Source organism: Cupriavidus sp. TMH.W2, assembly GCF_050847365.1.
Taxonomy (GTDB): Bacteria; Pseudomonadota; Gammaproteobacteria; order Burkholderiales; family Burkholderiaceae; genus Cupriavidus.
Window position 1 is genome coordinate 141188 of record NZ_CP193794.1, and the last position, 17333, is coordinate 158520.

The following is a 17333-nucleotide window of genomic DNA, read 5'->3' on the forward strand; positions in this document are numbered from 1 at the left end:
GAAGTCGCACACGACACAACCAGTGAAGCTCCCATGCCATCCCCCGCGAATCCGAACCAGATCATTGCCCAGAACCTTGCCCCGGTGGCCGACCAGCTGATGCGGGCGGACACCGGTAAGGTGTACATCGCGCTCAAGCCCGTGTTCACGGCCATGGACACTGCCATGGCCGCATCGCCGACGGCGGTGGACTGCAAGGCGGGATGCGATTACTGCTGTCACTACCACGTGCAGGTGAGCGCGGCCGAAGCGTTCGCGCTCGCCGAGCACATCGCAGGCCTGCCAGCCGCCGAGCAGACGGCGATCCGCGACCGGCTGGCGGCGAGCGTCGAGCGGATCGGGCCGCTCTCGCACGCCCAATACCACGCGACGAATATCCCGTGCGCCTTCCTGCAGGATGGCCGCTGCAGCGTCTACGCCGCACGGCCCACGGCCTGTCGGGGCTATCACGCGGTGGCGGTGCAGGCCTGCGCGGCCGCCTTCGCGCGTCCCGAGGCCCCGCCGATGCGGCGCCTCGATCCGGTCCGCGACGCGGTGCAGAAGGGTTACTGGAGCACCATGCTGCTCGGGCACGAGCACGCCGGGCGCGACACCATGGTGTATGAGCTGCAGGCGGCCGTGCTGGCCGCGCTGACCAACCGCGCGGCGTTCCGGCGCTGGAAGGAGGGCAAGGTGGCGTTCCCAGAGGTGCGCGATCGCCGGGGCCTCCGGGCACTCATGGCGGAGGCGACGCCGTGACGGCCGTCGTGGCGATGGCCGACACGCCGGCAGCGGCGCCGTTGCCGGCGGCGACGGATCTGGTCTTGTCGCGACGGCATTTCAAGCGGCTGCGGCATTTCTTCGCGTGCCGCAGCTATGGCTCGGCCAGCCATGGCGACAGCCTCGATCTCGCCTTGGTGGCGCATGGCTATGTCGAACGCATCGCGTCGCGCTTTGGCGGCGCCCAGTTCAAGATCACGCCGGCCGGGGAGCAGGCGCTGGCGGCCGAGCTCTCCCGCGAAATCCAGCGACGCTCGCCCCACCACGATCTGGCCGGCCGGCTCGCTGGCTGGCGCCAGCGCAGTGGCCGTGTCACTTGGGAGAACATCGAACTGGTGGTGGAGCTGCCCGCCGGGGGCCGCGCCGTGGTGCGGCCCGACGTGTTTTCGCTGGTGTCGACCTACGACGCGAAGCGGATCTATCCTTGTGTTGACGAGGTGAAGGTGAGCCGCGCGGACTTTCTGGCCGACGTGGCCAAGCCGGAATAGCGCGCGGGTTACGCGGCCGTGAGCGATGCCCTGTACTACGTGGCGCCTGCCGGGATGATCGCGCCCGGCGAGGTGCCCGAGGGCTGCGGACTGATCGTCGAGCGCGCGCCGGACCAGTTCGAGGTCCTGCGGCGCGCCAAGCGCAAGCGCGTGGCGCTCTCCGTACACACCTTCATGAACCTGATTCTCAAGCCGGGAGACTTCAGGCCGCTATGACCGCCCCCACACGACAGCACGGCATGAACAGATGTTTTTGCATCACGCAGGATGCAAAATAAACGTTAAAATTACGCGCATCATTCAGAGGATCCCCTGTGTCCAAGACCGTCCTGCAGTTTCCCAAGCCCGTGGGCGGCGACCAGCCGCTGACCCTGTCCGACGATGCCCGGGCCGTTGCCGTTGACCGGATCCGCAACCTGCATCTCGCCCTGCATGCGCTGGGCGAGGCGCTGCAGGCGGGCCAGTCGCCCACCGAGGCGCAGGCGATCATGGCCCTGCGCCTGTCCGAGCACGCCGTGGCCGGACTGGCCACCGCGCTGGGCATACCCAGCGAACTCGCCGAAGAGCGCGCGCAGCGCACACTCGACCTGCGTACGGCCAACCTGCGTGTGCGCGAGCTCGAAGCCCAGATTGGCGACGCGCAGGCGCCGGAGGCCGTCCAGCTCGGGCTGCAGGCGCTCGACAAGCGACTGGACAGCTGGTGGCGGCACGAAGGGCTCGGGCACATCACGGGCCGCGCCGCGTTCGGTCCCTATGGCTGCCGGGTGACCCTGTGCTGCCATCTGTTTGGTGCACGCAGCGGCATGCCGGGCGGCCGTACGCAGGGTTCGGAAAAGGAGCGCAAGCGCCAGTGGCACCAGAGCCTGCGCGAGCGCGGTCTGGTGCTGACCGAGGACGACGGCGAGGTGGCCGTCATCGATTGCGACGCGAGTCGCGCGGCGCTGTTCGGCTTCATCCAGTCCCGGCTGCCGTCGGCGCGGATCGAGAAGACCGAGAACACGGCCAAGCACCGGAGCAGTGAGTGCCTGTTGCGCGAGATCGTGGTCTACATCCACGACCTTGGCGACATCCTGACGCTGCCGGTATTGCCCGACGAAGTCGCCTAGCCTCACCACGCGCTCGCACCATTGACGACCACGGAGCCACGACAACGATGCATCACGACGCCACGACACCGCCCGCCGCCGTACCAGCTCTACGCGCCTTGCCGGCGCAGATGGCGCGCACTGAGACGGATGCGCAGGCCCGGGAGATCTTGGCCCAAGATCCCCGTTACGTCATCAGCATGGACATGGATTTTCACTGCTGGATTCGCGAAGGGGTGCCCAACCATGACGGGGTTCCGGTGGCCCGTGGCCGCATCATCGCGCCGCTTTGCCCCGAGGTCTTTCAGCGGCTTGGCGCCGAGATGGAACAGGCCTACTGCTCGGAGTTTTACCAGCGGAGGGCCCTATCCGCCCGTCACGCAGTGCCCGGGCACCCGACGGAGGCAGCGCGATGACGACACGGTGGGAGAAGGCGCTGTCTGCGCCCATCGACCAGACACGGATCGCCGACAGCGAATACGACCCGTCGCGCCCGCTGTACCGGTGTGCCGTCTGCGGCCAAGAGGGGGAGAGGAGTCTGCACAAGTACGTGGATGACTGCCCCTATTTCGAGGAAGCGCCACAGGCGTAGCCGGGCCCGGAAAGGGCGCCTGTTCCGAGTTACGACACCACCCAACCCATCACTCCCACCGATTCCCATGCTGATCCATCTGCTGCCCAAGTTCCTGACTTGCGAGGTCTCCGGCCCGGACGTGGCGCTCGTTGATGTGCGCATCCCGGAGCTGGACCTCACGCTCAGCGCCGGTACCGATCTGGTCGCGCGCCAACCCTATCCCAACAAGCGCTACTGGGTCGCCAGCCGCAAGACCGGCCGCAAGGCCATCGAAGGCCTGCTGATCGAAACACCGGGACACCTCGATACCTACACCGTGGAGACGCGCTGGGCCATGCAGGCCGACGCCATCGCGCTCCACCGCGTCACACATAAAGTGCTCGATGCCGAATTCGATGCGGTTACCGACAGCATGCTGCTGTGGTACGCCGGGATGGGCGATTGGACGCGACGCTGGCCCGACTGCTATGCCGAGCTCGCGCCGGTGGCCGTCCAGCCGCACATGACGCTCAGTCCGCGCAAGGACCGCCAGCATACCGGCGTGCAGTACCGCACGATCCATCCCGCCATCATCGAGCAATCCGAGACCTTCTGCCTGCACACCGTCGAGCGCGGCCGCCTCGGACCGCACCCGTACCGCGATCGCCTGCCCATGCTGGAGAGCGCGTTTCACGTGCCGCTGCGGGCCAACGCGCAGGCGGCGTGACCGGCCCCGGGCGGCGACGTCAGTTCCAGTATTTCTTCAGGAGAACCCATCTTGGGTGGATACGTGAATCTGACCGTGCGGCAGGGTGGCGAAGTGCGCCACCGGCTGAGCTACAACGGCGCGCTCGTGCAATTCTTGGATGCCGCGCTGTATGATGACGATCGCGCGGCCATCGGCCACAAGGACCACGCATGACGATTTATGCGCAATTGTTTGACAAGCTCCGCGCCGAGGCGGTGTCGCTCGGCATAGGTGCCGTGCGGCTCGGCGCCGACGGTCGCGCGGTGATGGAGGCGCTTGAAGCATGGGGAAGGCAGGCCGGGCGCGCCGGCGCCTCCGGTTATGCTGAGGTGTGCGCGGCGCTCGTGAATCTGCGGCCCAAGGACAGCGTCATGGCGAAGGTAATCCGCCAACTCGACAAACGGGCCATGGCCCTGCACAAGAAGCTGTACGGCAAGGCATGAGCGACGCACCTCACTCCACCCTGAGCACGATGGAACAGGCCGGCTACCTCTCGGGTGAAGCGGCTGTGCTCGGGCAACACGTCCGCCAGCAGTACGGGACCCTGCTGCGCGACTGTGCGATGGCCTCGCGCACGGCCATGGCCATCCTGTGTGCGGGCGTGTCCGGGCCCGAGTCGATGAACGCTGCGCTCGCCGCGTGGCTGCGCAGTATCAGCGCCTGTCAGGCGGGCGTGCTGCTGGCCGAGCGTGGCATGGTAAGCGAGGCGAGCGCGATCCTCAGGACGGGCTTTGAACACCTGTTCTATGCCATGGCGCTCCTCAAGGATCCGACGGTACTGGACCGGATGCGCGATCAGGACCTCTACGAACGGCAGCACACCGTGCGCCGGGCGCTGGCCGATGCGGACGTCGGCACCGTCATCAGCGCGGAGCAGCGCGAGGCGCTTCAGGCGGTACTACAGCGGCCCGGCGGGAACCTGCGAATCAGCGCCTTTCAGGCCGCCGAGATCGCCGGGCTGGCGGCGATCTTCCAGACCACCTATCGGCAACTCTCCTTGGTGGGCACGCACGCGAACTACACAAGCGTGGGCGTGAGCTTCGGGGCGTCGCTGGGCGAGCTGCAGTTCGTGCAACCCATGGACGAGCTACCCTTGGTGCTCGGGCACATTCAAGGCTGCCTGCAGCTCGGCAGTGGCGCGTTTCTCGCGGTACAGACGCCCAACGCGCCGGGGTCGGCTGCCGAGGCGCCGCCGCCAGCCCGGTAGGTCCGATGTCCGCGCCACGACCAACACGGCCATCGCGCCCGCGCTGCGTGAAGACACACCCCGGATGGCGGCGCAGTGCGGAGGACGGCGATCGCGCCTTGAAGGCCGCAATCTACAGCCCGCGTGCATTGCGTGACCCGGCGCGGCGCTTGCCGCGCGCCCAACGGGAGCCACGCGATGCCGCATGGCGGGATGGTCCCCCGGAGCTGCCCGGCTCGGGCTGGCACGCCAGCGTGAAGCTGCTCGCGGTGATCGTCGTCCTGTGGGGCCTGTATCGCGCCGCGCCGTGGCTGAGCGCGTGGGTGCAGACGCACTGGTGATGACAGCAGGCGCCATTAGCCGGTGACGCAACGGATTGTGGTAGCCCAGAGCGATGGCGCGCTGCGGCGGAGCCGGTCAGATGGCATACACTAACTGCCGTCGTTCGCCGCTCTGGCGAACTTTCTCACCGGTACAACGAGATGAAGGCCACCCAAGTCTTTACCCCGGGCAAGTTGCCCGATGTTACGTACATCGACGCGCATCTGAAGGATCGCGCCACGCTGCTGCACGACGCCTTGGACACCGGCGCGGCGGTGATCTCGCTTTCCGGGCCGTCGAAATCCGGCAAGACCGTGTTCATTGAGAAGAACATCGGCAAGGACCGCCTGCTGCAGGTCACCGGCGCCGGCATCACCGAGGCCAGCCGCTTGTGGGACCGGGTGTTCGACCTGATCGGGACGCCCACCTCGAAGCGCACCACGACCACCACGGGCGTGGAAAAATCCTTGGCCGGCAAGGTGGCCGGGGAGGGCGGTATTCCGTTGGTGGCCAAGGCCAGCGGCGAGGTGTCCGGCGGCGGTAAATGGACCGATAGCACCGCGCTGCAGGCAGATACCCCAGTGGACTATCTGCAGCTGCTGATTCGCGAGCTCGGTGGCAGTGGCTTGGTCGTCTTCATCGATGACTTTCACTACATTCCCCGCGCCGTGCAGCTGGAAGTGGCCAACCAGATCAAGGAGGCCATCCGCAACGACGTGGTCTTTGTGGTGGCCTCGGTGCCGTACCACGCCGACGACGTGATTCGGGCCAATGCGGACCTGCGCGGACGCACGGTGAAGCTAGATTTTGACTACTGGGAACCGGCGGAGCTGGGCCAGATCGCCAGCAAGGGCTTTGCCGAGCTCAATGCCACGGCGTCGGCTGGCTACGTCGACGCACTGGCACGCGAGGCGGCCGGCTCGCCCCAGCTCATGCAGTCGCTGTGCCTGACGACCTGTTTCGAGAATGACCTGCGCGAGAAGCACCCGGCGGGCCCGCCGAAGCCTATGCGCTCCGATATCCCGGCGATTGAGACCGTGTGCACGCGGGTCGTCATGACGGCGGACTACTCGTCGACCGTCGACAAGATGACGGACGGCCCCAAGACGCGGGGGACCGAGCGCAATGCCTATCTCACCAAAGATGGCGACGTGATCGACGTCTATCCGCTGATTCTGCGCGCCATCGCGGCGGACCCGCCGCAGCTGACGTTCCGCTACGCCGATTTGCAGGCGCGGATCAGGACCCAGTGCGCCAAGGACCAACCCAGCGGCTCCAGTGTCACGGGGGCCTGCGCGCACATCGCGGCGATTGCGAACGAGTCGGAGAACCGCAGCGTGGTTGAATGGGATGGGGGGAGCGACGTGTTCGACATTCACGACCCGTACCTGCTGTTTTACCTGCGTTGGAACGAGTAGGGCACGCCGGCGCCGGAGTCCCCGGAAACTACCGCCGTTCCGAGGCGCAGCGCGGCGCGCCAGCGGCGCCGCCGCCGCTTTTACCCCGGCTCTTTCCCATTGATTTGGCCCGGCCCTTGACAGCACTCAATGAGTGTTTCAGAGTACTCCCCATCGCCACACCTTTTCTCGTCGGATCGAACCCGTCATGACCGCTGCGCTCACCCTGCATCCACTCAAGCGCCAAGGCAACCGCTATTGCGGCCCGACCGCCATCAGCCTGCTGGCGGGCATCGCCACGGGCGACGCGGCCCGGCTCATCCGCGCCGGCGCGCGCGGCGAGATCCGTGCCGTGCGCGGGGCGTCCGCCCACGACGTGTGCCGGGTGCTGGCCACACTCGGACTGGCCAGCACCGAGGAGGCCGTCGCCGGCCGCCCGACGCTGCGCCGCTGGATGGGCGAGCACAGCCACGCGGCCGGCACCTATCTGGTCAACATCACGGACCACTGGGTGGTCGTGCACGGCCGCGATGGCGTCGCCTGCTCGCGCACCGACGGGGCACTGGTCGCCGGCGACGCGCACCCCAACGCGCGCAGCTTCGTGAAGCACGCGTATCGCATCACCCGCCACAAGACGGTCGATGTGGCCGCCGTGCTGGCTGCGGCACGGCGCGCCACCGGCCTGCGCCCCGAAACGAGCAGCGAGCGCCGGCGCGCCCGGGCGCTCGCCCAGCGTCACGGCATCAAGATCGAGCGCGAGGCGGGCATGTCGTCCTACGGCGTGTGGCCCCCGGCCGCGCTGCAGGGCGAGCGCGATCCGTATGCGGAGAGCGGTCACTACTGCGGGGACTGGAGCGAAATCCTCGACCACGTGAACGGCTATGTGCAGGCACTGGCGGCGCTGGCGGGCGTGGCCCCCAAGGAACACTGACATGACGAACATCACCCTGCATCCGCTCGATGCGTCCGGCAACAGCTTCTGTGGCCCGGCCGTCATCGCGCTGCTCTCGGGCCTCGTCACCAAGGACGCGGCGCTGCTGGTGCGCCACGTCAAGGGCGATCCCACCCCCGTGCGTGGCACCACCACGTCGCAGGTCGCCAAGGTGCTGCGGCTGCTCGGCATCTCCATGGTGGCCGACCGCCGCGCGCCGGCCACCGGCACCCTCGCCACATGGGTCGCGCGCCACGGCGCGCCGCACGATACCTTCCTCGTCGCGGCCGGCCATCACTGGATTCTCGTGCACGGCCGCGACCATGTCGCGTGCAGCCTCACCGGCGGCGCACTGGTCGATGTCGCCAACTACCGGATGGCGGGCGCCCGCATGGAGGCCGCCTTCCGGCTCACGCAGGTGGCCAAGGTGAACGCCCAGCAGCTCGCCGACAGCGTGCGGCCGACGCCCGTGCAGCTCAGCGCCATCGAGCGCAAGCTCAAGAAGATGGTGACCGCATTGGCCACCGCGCACGGCATCGCCGTCGACGACGAATGGCGGGAATTCGAGCGGATCTGGGTGGGGCCGCCCGAAACCTTGCCCGAGGACGCGGACCCCTTCGAGGACGATCACTTTGCCTACAGCTGGGAGGAGGCGCTGGAGCACGTCGAGGCCTATGTCGACCTGCTGGCGCTGGCGGGTGGCCGACTCGATCTGGGCGACGCTGCGCCCGAGGCACAGCCGACCGCGCGCGCCGGCAACGACGCGGCCCCGGCGCCATGACGGCCCGCACCCGCACACCGGTGGCGCAACGCGGCCCGCAACAGCAGTTTCTGCACGAGGCGATGACCGAGCTGCAGCTCGGGCGCGTCGCCTTCGCCGAGCGCTTCGGCATGACCAAGCGGGCGCTCGACAACTGGCTCATGCCCTCGGGCTCGACCGGGTATCGCGACATGCCACAGCTGGCGTGGCGCTATGTCGGCGAAGTGCTCGCGTGGCATCGGCAGGGCGTGCCGGTCCATACGCCGCCGGCCCGCTGAGTCCACGCGTGTTGGTGGCTGCATGACGTCCCCTGACCTTGCCTCCCTGAATGCCTCGGCGCTGTGCCGCTGCGTGGACCGAGTCCGGGCGCCGCTGGTGGCGCAGCCGGACTGCTTGGGCTGTCGCGGCACCGGCGTGCGCAATCGCGTACGCGACCGGGTGCTGGCCAACAATGCCCGGCGGCGGGTGCCGACCATGGCGGAATTCTTGGCATTCCGGGGCGATCACTGCCATCGCCTCTACGCGCAGCTGCCGCAGGACTGGTGCTGTCCGGGCTGCGCACGGACCAAGTTCCAGATTCTCCGGTGGACCCGCAAGTTTCCGGGCAAGCCGCACGCACACATGGGCTGGGCTGGTGGCTATCACGAACACCATGACCATGGCGGGGATGCGCGGCAGTTTCGGGGTCGCTTTGGCCGCTTTGCGCCGACGGTGATCTGCGAGCAGTGCAACAACGCCGATACGGCCGCCAAGCGCACACTGGGGCTGCCACGCGACTTCTCGTTCTCCCCGACGGAGATCCGCCAGTTCGTGGTGGGATCGCCCCACGGCGACCACCTGATCGACTACGACATCGCGCGGGACATCTATGCACGATGGCAGGCGTTGGCACCGCCCATGTTCTTCTGAGGCCGCGCTAGGACAGCGGCCTCGCGACGCGATCGCCGCACCGGCCGACACGGCGCGCCGTGCCGGCACGGGTCGGTTGGCGGGTTCGGGTGGGTTCGGCCAAGCCGGGCCACGAGACAGACAGCGCCGCCACGGTGGCGCGGCCAGAGCCACAGGGGGAGTTCACATGAGTCCAGAGGTGTATGCCCGGTTGCGCGCCGAGGTCGCGGCAGCAGGCTACGCAGGCGAGATCGCATGGAGCGGGTCTATCGCACCCGTGAACGATGCGGATACGTTCGGGCGCGAGTTCGTCTTCATCGTCTGCAACAGTGGGATGAAAGCGCAGATTGCCCGAAGCATTTTTGAGCGCGTCATGGTGGCAGTGGAGGCCGGCGCCTCGGCCATGACGGTGTTTGGCCACAAGGGCAAGGCCGGCGCCATCGATCGGGTCTGGCACGACCGTGCGCGGCATCTGGCCGCATACCTGCGGGCGGGCACGCCGGCGGCGCAGCTCGCCTATCTGGAAAGCCTGCCGTGGATTGGCGGCATCACCAAATGGCATCTGGCCAAGAATTTCGGGCTCGATGTGGCCAAGCCCGACCGACACCTCGTGCGCGTGGCGGCCGCGTATGGGCTCACCGTCGACGGGCTGTGTGAGAACCTTGCCAAGGCCACCGGGGATCGCATTGCGACCGTCGACACCGTCATCTGGCGGGCCTGTAATCTCGGGCTCTTTGTCGTGTAGTCGCGCTGGGGGGCAGGTGGTGATGTCAATGCCGCGATTTGAATGTCAAAGAATGCCGTGACGGGGCACGCCGTGCCGACGCAGCAGGGGGCCGACAGGTCCCGGGGGATCGCGATCGGCGCGTGCGCGCCGTGTGGGCGAGGGTGCCAGCGCGCGCAGGGGGCCGCTCAACGCCGTATCGGGGCATCGATCGGACGGGGATGGATTGGGCCCAAGACGGGGGCTGCCATGGGCATCCCCCTTCGGGTGGGTTAAGTGGGTTAGGCGGGTGACCGATAACCGGAGGTGCGCTGGCGCGTGTGTCGGTGCGCAGCCGGGGTGATCCACGGACGTGGAGCTGGGCAAGGAAGCTATGATGGAAGCAATGACGAATCCCGAAAGACGGCGCTGGTGGCCGTCGCTCTCGATGGCCTTACTGGTGGTGGCCACCGTGTTGTTATGCCTGTACTCCTACTCGGAGAGCCAGCGTCAGCAGGCGGAACTGTCGCAGGCCATCAAGGCCAGCTGTGCCAAAGCGTCACCCCCACTCTCGGAGGTATGTCTGCGGGCCAAGGCGCGCAGCGGGCCGGCGGACCGCTAGGCGTGGCTTGCGTACGAAACGCAAACAGCCCGCGATGCGGGCTGTTTGCTTTGCGGGGTGCCAACGGGCTCACGCGGCAGCGGTCAAGGACTCGGGCTGTCGTCGCGCCGCGCGCGCGCGGGCTCGGCAGCGGTGGGGGTGGCAGTGTGGTAGCGCGCCATGACTGCGACGCCGCACTGCGCGGCGAGCTCGATCACCTGCATCGCCTTGTCCGTGGCCGCGATGAGCTGCTGCCGGGTCGCCTCGATCTTGGCGTCGAGCCGCTTGGAGTCTTCCACCGTCTTGCAATGCCGGCGGGCGTGGGGCAGGGCGTTGAGCTCCGACGACAGTGCCGCGACCTTCTGGTAGGCCTCGGACATCGGCTTGTTGACTTCTTGGGACAGGTCGTAGTGCGGCTGCAGCCTGTCCACCGCGAGCTGCCACTTGTACGGAAACCGGGCGTCCACCGCCTGCCACGCCTTCATCACGCGTTGGCTGGCCATATCCGCCGCCTGCTTCGCCTCGGCGCGGGCGCGTACCTCGGCAAGGTAGGTGTCGAGCCTGCCGGCGGCGACCTCGGCGGCCGCGCGCGCATAGAGATCGGCCGTCAGCTTCTGGGCGACATGGCCACTGCCGCGACAGCCAAAGCAGGTGGTGCCGTCGATGGCATTGAACGAGTAGTGGCCGCTGCCGCCGCAGCGTTCGCACACACGGCCTAGGCCCAAGCCAATCAGACGCGCCTGCAGGATCCGGTCGACCTTGTCGGGCCGGTTGTTGGGCACGCGCAGCAACACGAGAAAGTCCTCGCGGCTACCGCTGGCGCGGGCGGGTGTGGCGGGGTCAGTTGGCATGACAGGGGCAAGCGATGCAGTCACAGACAGGTCCTCGGATCTTAACGCAGGTAATCGGGCACGCCGTCCGGATACGGGTTCGCCGCCACGGCGGGTGCCGCAGCCGGCGCAGGCGTCGCGCGGGGCTTGGCCACGGGGCGCGCCACCGGCGGCGGCGCGACGACATCCAGCCGCTCGCCCGCCGGCGCGGTGCTCGGCTGGTAATCCCGCTGGATCTCCGCGTTGCGCGCCTGCCAGCGTCCTTCCAGTTCGGCCAAGCGCTGGGCAATGGCGCCATCGATCCGGGCGAGGGTCCGGACCAAAACCTGTCGTTTGAACGCCCAAGAACGTACGATCACGTAGACCTCCGATGTAAAATTAGTTTTATTTTTCTTCGCTTTATCTTAGACTATACTAATAAAGTCCATTTGTGCGAGGTAAATTTGTGGAAATGACCGACGGAGACGCCATCGCTGGCCAGCATTGGTCGCATCAGGAGGCCCCGGAATTCTTCCTCGACCGGGAGCGCATCAGCCAGCATTTCCTGACCATGGACCGTACGGCGTCGCTGCTGTCCGTGCTCAGCTTCATGGATGGCGTGGAGACGTGGACCGTCGACCGGTTCGACAACGTCAAGGAAGACCCGCAGGTGCGCGCACGGCTGCGCGCCCAGCTCGAACGTCTGGGCGCCATCATCAAGGACTATCAGGAGCGGATCCAGCCCGACAACTTCGCCTTTGTACAGGTGATGGGCTCGATCTACGCCTCGACCTGTTTCTACGTGCTGTACTACCTGAGCGAGTGCCAGCCCGATTTCTTCCAGCAGCTGGTGACCTACTGTCAGGCCAGCCAGCAGGACCATGAGCACGCCAGCATCGTGCTGCGCCGGATTCAGGCGCTGTACCGCACGCAGCTCATCCATCGCGTGTTCTCTAAGGAGAACACCACGCACGTCATGACCACCATCTTCGGCCACAAGGAGCTGCACTGATGGATCTCGCCAAACTCCGTGGGCTTGCGCCGCGCCCGCGCGAGCTCGCCTACTTGGTCGGCGGCATCGCCATGGCTGGCATTGTCACCGTCTCGGCGCAGCAGGCGGCCTCCAGCGGCGACGCGCCGCCGTGCCCGATCAGCGACTCCATCCAGCAGGCCATCAACAGCAAGGTGCAACTGGTGGGCGTCACCGGCACGGACGTCTCCAAGTACTTCGCGGTCGGCTCCGCGCAGAGCTGTATCGATTCGCTGCTCAATACCAGCTTCGACCTCTCCAAGCTGATCCCCGACCCGATCGGCTGGCTCAGTGATGCGGCGCAGTTCGCGATCAAGAAGGCGACCGAGGCGGCCGTTGGCAAGGTGTGTACGGCCGCGCGCAACTCGATGGGCGACATCATTGGCAAGTACAACCAAGCCACCGGCCTCGTACAGGGCTGGAAGTCGAGCATCGATACGAACATCGCGGGCCAGAGCGTCGCCTCCTACGGTACCACGTACAGCCAGTCGACCTCGGTTCGCGACGTGCTGGCCGACGTTCCGGCCAACACGATGACCACGGGCACGACGACGACCACGAAGTCGAACGGCACCTCGGGCACGACCATCACCACGCCCAGTGGCACGTCGGGCACGACCATCACCAGCGGTGTCCCGGCACCGATGACCAACCCGACGCCATTCACGGCGACACCGGCGGCGACGCCCAACGCGCAGAGCTACCAGACCTCGCCCCAGTACCAGCAGTCGCAACCGGCCCAGCCGGTGACGCCCGCCACGGTCGGCACCTCGGTCTTTGGACGCTGATCGCATGCGTGCGCGCCAACGACCCGCCTCCCGCCCCGCCATGGCCGCTGTCGCCGCCGTGGCGGTGCTGACCGCGCCCTGTGCGCATGCCGAGGGCATCCTTGCATGGATCCAGCAGATCTCGACGCTCAACAGTGCTTATCGGACGGTCACCAAGCAGGTGGATGCGGCCGCTGAGAAGAAGAACCGGCTCCGCATGCAAGCCGTGCAGGCACTGGGCTCGGCCATGCTGGATCTTTACAACGCCGAACAGGTACGCAAGGCTGTCAACGATTTCGGCCCGCAGGGACAACTGGTGGACCCGTGCTACCAGCTCGCCATGGCGAGCACCACGCACGAGACGTCGGTCAAGACTGGCACCACCGCCCAGAGCGCGATGCAGCGTATCTACACGACCTCGGATGCGGGTCGCACAAATGCCGGTGGCCTGTCTGGTATGGTCGGCAATACCGTCAAGACCACAGCGTTTCCGTACGCCGCCATGGTCGCCGACCGCAACGCGCGGCATCTCTCGCGCTACTGCACGGTCTCCGAGGCCTCGGCCGGCTATTGCACGCTGAACGCCAACGGCATGCAGGGCGCGGACGTGGACTATTCGGTCCATATGACCGCCGGCAAGACCTATGGCTGGGACCAGACCGAGGCAGCGACCGACTTCGTGAAGGTGGTCGCCCCCGTCAAGCCCATGCCACGCCCGGGCGCGTGCAATGACGTGCAATGCCAGAGCGCACTGGCCGCGCGCCGCAAGGAAGAAGCGTACCTGTCGATGGCGCGCTTCGCCTTCCTGCGTCAGGTCGAATCTCATACCACCCAGCTGGCCGGCGAAGCCCGCAAGCCTGCCACGTCTCAGTGAACCGCATGCCTCGACTGCATCGCTTGAAAAAGACCGTTGTGACCTTTACCGCGCTGGCGAGCAGCGCCAGCGTGGCGTGGGCCTCCTGTGGCGGCACCGAAGCGTTCGTGACGACGGCTGCCGGGACCGCCGCAGCCGGCCTCGTGGCCGAGATCGGCGCCATCGGCGCGCAGCTCGTCGCGACCGACAACGTGCAGACGCAGTACATGCTCTCCGCGCTGAAGGTGATGACGCAGCAAGTCAATTCGTCGGCCGAGAAGAGCACGCGCGTGAACGTGCAATCCGAAGAAGCCATGGCCTCGGTGGTCAAGGATCTCTCGGACAAGCGGCTCGTCGACAAGATCATGCTCGACTACAGTTCGCAGGGTTTCGATCCCTGCGGCCAGCTCACCGGCATGGTGGCCATGGCCCGGGCCGAAAAGGCAGCCCAGATCGCGGCCGCCAACCGTACCCGCACCGAAGTCGAGGCCGGTGGCGGTCGCTATGCGCCACAGGGCGAGATTCTGCGCCAACGTGAAGTGCAGCACCGGGAGCTCTTCTGCACGCAGTCCGACGTCGATGCGGGCGTGTGCAGCAGCGTGGGCAAGATCCCGGGCGGCGACACCAACGCGGCGCTGCTGTTCAATACCGACACCTCACCGGAGATGGTCAAGGCGCGCAACGCCACCATCAACAACATCCTCGGCCTGCCCGACAATCCGCTGCCGCGCGAGGCGGTCAACACCCCCGAAGGCAATGCCTACGTGCTCGAAAAGAAGCGCAAGGACGCGCTCCTTGGCCTGTCGGCCAATTCACTGAAGTCGCTACAGGCCGATACCGAGACCATGGGCGCACCGATGCGCGAGCGCATCGGCCAGTACTTCGGCACCCCGCGCGCGATGGAATGGGCACAGGATCAGGCCTCGCAGGCCGAACGCGGCGTGCTGATCGACCTGCTGAAGATCAGCGGCCTGTCGCTCAAGCTAACCGAACAGAGCCTGCGCAACAACCTGCGCACCGAGGCCAATCTTGCCGCGTTGCTGCAGATCGAAAACCAGTCAGGGCAGGGCCAGATCACCGGCCGTGCCGAACAGATAGCGCTGCAGCAGGAAGCCGCACGCAAGGTGGCACGATGAGCACACGCAAGCCCAACTTGATCCAGAAGGCCATCGTATCCGCGTCACTGCTGACCGCCTCGGGCATGGCGGCGGGCTGGGGCTGCCCGGCGGTGGTCGACTCGATCTGGCAAGCCGGCATCGCCGCCTCGGCCACCACGGTATCCGGGTCGCTGGCCGCGATGCTGGAGTCCTATGCGGCCTCCCGGACGCTGAATGGCATGCGGGTCCAGTCGGCCCTCAAGATTCTGGCCCAGCAGATCAACGTGTCGACCGAAAAGGACACCACGGTCAATCTGGCGGCCAAGCAGGGCCTGTCGAGCGTGATGGCCGACCTGTCGCAGCGCGAAGCGGTCCACAACACCATGCTGGACTTCAACGCAAGCACGGGGCAGGGTTTCGACCCGTGCGGTGAGGTGCGCCGCTCGCAGAGCGTGGCGGTGGCCATCGGCGAGGCCGCCACCGATATGCAGACCAAGGTCATCCGGGAACTGGATACGGCACCGGGCCGGGTGGTCAAGGATCAAGCCCCGATCTACGCGCGCCGCCTGCAGGATGCCAAGGGCATCTATTGCACGGCCGCCGAGGCCGCCGCCGGCCTGTGCGCCAGTGCCGGCCAGTACGCGGGCTTCGACGTCGACGCGAGCAACTTCTTCGCTTCGGCTGATGCCAATTCGCCACAGACGACGGCCAAGAATGCGTTCCTGAACAACATCTTCGGCGCGCCCCGCTCGGCCATCAGCGCCGAGACGGCCAAGACGCCCGCCGGGCAGGCCTACCTCGAAGCCAAGCGCAGCGAGGATGCCATCCGCTCGGTCAGTCAAGCCTCGCTCAAGGGCATTCAGGCGTGGACCGAGCGCCGGGGCGATGGCGAGGCCGGACAGAGCGTCCTCGACGCGCTGCAGGCCAAGGTCGGCACCTATGCCGGTGGCGACAACTACGAGGAATGGGCCAAGAGCAAGGCGGCCATGAGCTCGCGCGGCCTGCTGGTCGAACTGGCCAAGATGGAGGCAACCGGGCTGAACATGCTGTACGAGACGTATCAGGCAGCCGGACGGACCGAAGCCCTGACGGCGGCGTGGCTGGCCGCCAGTACCCGCACCGGCGGTGTCAGCGGCAGGGCGGGCGCCGCCGCTGTCTCGGACAGCGCGAGCCAGCGCGCCAACGAAAGCGCGGCCCGCGCGAAGGTCCAGTGATGCGGGGTGTCGTGACCGTCTCTCGTCTGCTCATGGGGGCCACGGTGGCGGCCGTGACGCCGTCGGCGCTGGCCGATGCCTGTCTGGCCGATCCGGTCCAGATGAATCCGATCACTATCACCAGTACCTTTGGCAAGACCCGGAACCTGAGCCATTATTCGGCCCCGCGTACGCACTGGGGGGTGGACATCCATGCCCGCAATGGCAATACCGGCGCCGATCTGTTGGCTGCTGACAACGGTACCGTGATCGGTGCGGGCTTTTGGGGTGCGGGGTATGGTAACCGGGTCGCCATTAAGCGGGACAACGGCGATATTCTGCTATACAGCCACATGTCAAAGGTCGAGCCATCCCTCAAAAGTGGGGGGGCGATCGGTTTCAAGGATGCCGAGGCCGGCATGGGGCAGAAGCGCGTCGCGACAGGCGATAAAATCGGGGTAGCAGGGGGCACTTCAAATCACATGGATCGCAGCGATGGCCTGCCGATCCACCTGCATTTGGAATACGTGACGGGCTACGGCGGCGCGAAGATCCGGGAAACCAATGACGGCACGGACACTACCCGCAGCCGTTATATGCGCAATGCACTGTCTTACATGTGCAAGACGTACCGCCACACGGCCGATGCCGGGCCGGTGACGCAGGGCACGGGCGGGGCGGCGCCGGCACCGGTGGGCGGCGGCGTCAGCGGCCAGCCCAACGTGCCCAGCTCGGACGAGCAGGTCAAGGAAGCACAGGCGGCCCAGCCAAGCGTGACGGACACCGAGCGCTATGGGATGCCGGACACACCCCCGTACGAGACGTACGAGGGCATGAGCGAGGCGCAGATCATCGAAGCGGAAATGCTGCGCCGATCGCTCGACACTGAATGGGAAACGCGCCTGACCGAATGGAGTACGCGCGGATTGTGGGTGGAAATTGCCCGGATGCGAGGCGCCAAGGTCTGGCTGCAGGCCCGCATCGCGGAAAAGCACGCCGCGATCGAGGCCATGCTGGCCATCCGGCTCGCCTACAACACGAACGCGTACTTCAATCCGCGTATGGAGGGCGCCTACTCGCGGGCCGTCTCCATGGCAGCCCGTCAGAAGGCGCAGCAACGGTAGGGAGGCAGGCCGCCAAACGCGGCGGCCGAAGCATAAGCAG

General features: G+C 67.0%; 25 protein-coding genes. 23 read left to right on the forward strand and 2 right to left on the reverse strand.

Features of this window, described 5'->3' with window-relative positions:
* The first annotated feature begins 33 nt into the window (after window positions 1–33).
* The 17 genes from ACREYQ_RS30435 (at window position 34) to ACREYQ_RS30515 (ending at window position 9861) form a co-directional block, all read left to right on the forward strand.
* Window positions 34–738, forward strand: a complete 705-nt coding sequence (locus tag ACREYQ_RS30435; protein ID WP_432263019.1) for a YkgJ family cysteine cluster protein — start codon at window positions 34–36, stop codon at window positions 736–738.
* Complete coding sequence (locus ACREYQ_RS30440) at window positions 735–1247, forward strand: hypothetical protein (protein WP_432263020.1); 513 nt, start codon at window positions 735–737, stop codon at window positions 1245–1247. The genes ACREYQ_RS30435 and ACREYQ_RS30440 overlap by 4 nt, the downstream gene beginning before the upstream one ends.
* An 18-nt stretch (window positions 1248–1265) precedes the next feature.
* Entirely contained in the window at window positions 1266–1463 is a 198-nt protein-coding gene (locus ACREYQ_RS30445; protein ID WP_432263021.1) for a hypothetical protein, read from the forward strand.
* Between the two features lie 98 nt (window positions 1464–1561).
* Entirely contained in the window at window positions 1562–2353 is a 792-nt protein-coding gene (locus ACREYQ_RS30450; RefSeq protein ID WP_432263022.1) for a hypothetical protein, read from the forward strand.
* Between the two features lie 47 nt (window positions 2354–2400).
* Window positions 2401–2748 (forward strand): hypothetical protein, encoded by a 348-nt coding sequence (locus ACREYQ_RS30455; protein WP_432263023.1) that lies wholly within the window; start codon window positions 2401–2403, stop codon window positions 2746–2748.
* On the forward strand, window positions 2745–2924 hold the full coding sequence (locus ACREYQ_RS30460) for a hypothetical protein (RefSeq protein ID WP_432263024.1): 180 nt from the start codon (window positions 2745–2747) through the stop codon (window positions 2922–2924). Before ACREYQ_RS30455 ends, ACREYQ_RS30460 begins: the two co-directional genes overlap by 4 nt.
* A 67-nt stretch (window positions 2925–2991) precedes the next feature.
* On the forward strand, window positions 2992–3612 hold the full coding sequence (locus tag ACREYQ_RS30465; protein WP_432263025.1) for a DUF6012 family protein: 621 nt from the start codon (window positions 2992–2994) through the stop codon (window positions 3610–3612).
* A 63-nt stretch (window positions 3613–3675) separates the two neighbouring features.
* Window positions 3676–3807 carry a hypothetical protein gene (locus ACREYQ_RS30470; RefSeq protein ID WP_432263026.1) on the forward strand — a complete coding sequence of 44 codons (132 nt, stop codon included), beginning with the start codon at window positions 3676–3678 and terminating at the stop codon, window positions 3805–3807.
* Window positions 3804–4076 (forward strand): hypothetical protein, encoded by a 273-nt coding sequence (locus tag ACREYQ_RS30475; protein ID WP_432263027.1) that lies wholly within the window; start codon window positions 3804–3806, stop codon window positions 4074–4076. The genes ACREYQ_RS30470 and ACREYQ_RS30475 overlap by 4 nt, the downstream gene beginning before the upstream one ends.
* Complete coding sequence (locus tag ACREYQ_RS30480) at window positions 4073–4840, forward strand: DUF5677 domain-containing protein (RefSeq protein WP_432263028.1); 768 nt, start codon at window positions 4073–4075, stop codon at window positions 4838–4840. The genes ACREYQ_RS30475 and ACREYQ_RS30480 overlap by 4 nt, the downstream gene beginning before the upstream one ends.
* Before the next feature lie 98 nt (window positions 4841–4938).
* Entirely contained in the window at window positions 4939–5160 is a 222-nt protein-coding gene (locus tag ACREYQ_RS30485) for a hypothetical protein (protein ID WP_432263029.1), read from the forward strand.
* Between the two features lie 141 nt (window positions 5161–5301).
* The gene (locus ACREYQ_RS30490) at window positions 5302–6558 is read left to right on the forward strand and encodes a hypothetical protein (protein ID WP_432263030.1); all 1257 of its coding nucleotides are present in this window, start codon (window positions 5302–5304) and stop codon (window positions 6556–6558) included.
* Between the two features lie 133 nt (window positions 6559–6691).
* Complete coding sequence (locus tag ACREYQ_RS30495; protein WP_432263031.1) at window positions 6692–7468, forward strand: hypothetical protein; 777 nt, start codon at window positions 6692–6694, stop codon at window positions 7466–7468.
* Window position 7469: 1 nt separating this feature from the next.
* On the forward strand, window positions 7470–8249 hold the full coding sequence (locus ACREYQ_RS30500; protein ID WP_432263032.1) for a hypothetical protein: 780 nt from the start codon (window positions 7470–7472) through the stop codon (window positions 8247–8249).
* A complete protein-coding gene (locus tag ACREYQ_RS30505; RefSeq protein ID WP_432263033.1) occupies window positions 8246–8506 on the forward strand; it encodes a transcriptional regulator in 261 nt (86 codons plus the stop codon). Before ACREYQ_RS30500 ends, ACREYQ_RS30505 begins: the two co-directional genes overlap by 4 nt.
* A 22-nt stretch (window positions 8507–8528) precedes the next feature.
* A complete protein-coding gene (locus tag ACREYQ_RS30510; protein ID WP_432263034.1) occupies window positions 8529–9137 on the forward strand; it encodes a hypothetical protein in 609 nt (202 codons plus the stop codon).
* Between the two features lie 166 nt (window positions 9138–9303).
* A complete protein-coding gene (locus tag ACREYQ_RS30515) occupies window positions 9304–9861 on the forward strand; it encodes a hypothetical protein (RefSeq protein WP_432263035.1) in 558 nt (185 codons plus the stop codon).
* Between the two features lie 663 nt (window positions 9862–10524).
* Here the strand turns inward: ACREYQ_RS30515 and ACREYQ_RS30520 are convergent.
* Both ACREYQ_RS30520 and ACREYQ_RS30525 read right to left on the reverse strand, forming a co-directional pair.
* A complete protein-coding gene (locus ACREYQ_RS30520; protein WP_432263036.1) occupies window positions 10525–11295 on the reverse strand; it encodes a hypothetical protein in 771 nt (256 codons plus the stop codon).
* Between the two features lie 17 nt (window positions 11296–11312).
* Complete coding sequence (locus ACREYQ_RS30525) at window positions 11313–11609, reverse strand: hypothetical protein (RefSeq protein ID WP_432263037.1); 297 nt, start codon at window positions 11607–11609, stop codon at window positions 11313–11315.
* Between the two features lie 92 nt (window positions 11610–11701).
* Here ACREYQ_RS30525 and ACREYQ_RS30530 point away from each other — a divergent pair, with 92 nt between their 5' ends.
* The 6 genes from ACREYQ_RS30530 to ACREYQ_RS30555 are packed head-to-tail and all read left to right on the forward strand — an operon-like array spanning window position 11702 to window position 17293.
* Window positions 11702–12241 (forward strand): hypothetical protein, encoded by a 540-nt coding sequence (locus ACREYQ_RS30530; protein WP_432263038.1) that lies wholly within the window; start codon window positions 11702–11704, stop codon window positions 12239–12241.
* Window positions 12241–13047: a hypothetical protein gene (locus ACREYQ_RS30535; RefSeq protein ID WP_432263039.1), complete on the forward strand. Its 807-nt coding sequence runs from the start codon at window positions 12241–12243 to the stop codon at window positions 13045–13047. Before ACREYQ_RS30530 ends, ACREYQ_RS30535 begins: the two co-directional genes overlap by 1 nt.
* 40 nt (window positions 13048–13087) lie before the next feature.
* On the forward strand, window positions 13088–13900 hold the full coding sequence (locus ACREYQ_RS30540; protein WP_432263040.1) for a hypothetical protein: 813 nt from the start codon (window positions 13088–13090) through the stop codon (window positions 13898–13900).
* Between the two features lie 23 nt (window positions 13901–13923).
* Window positions 13924–15015: a hypothetical protein gene (locus tag ACREYQ_RS30545; RefSeq protein ID WP_432263041.1), complete on the forward strand. Its 1092-nt coding sequence runs from the start codon at window positions 13924–13926 to the stop codon at window positions 15013–15015.
* Entirely contained in the window at window positions 15012–16190 is a 1179-nt protein-coding gene (locus ACREYQ_RS30550) for a hypothetical protein (protein ID WP_432263042.1), read from the forward strand. The genes ACREYQ_RS30545 and ACREYQ_RS30550 overlap by 4 nt, the downstream gene beginning before the upstream one ends.
* 11 nt (window positions 16191–16201) lie before the next feature.
* Window positions 16202–17293 (forward strand): M23 family metallopeptidase, encoded by a 1092-nt coding sequence (locus ACREYQ_RS30555; protein ID WP_432263043.1) that lies wholly within the window; start codon window positions 16202–16204, stop codon window positions 17291–17293.
* The last annotated feature ends 40 nt before the right edge of the window (window positions 17294–17333 follow it).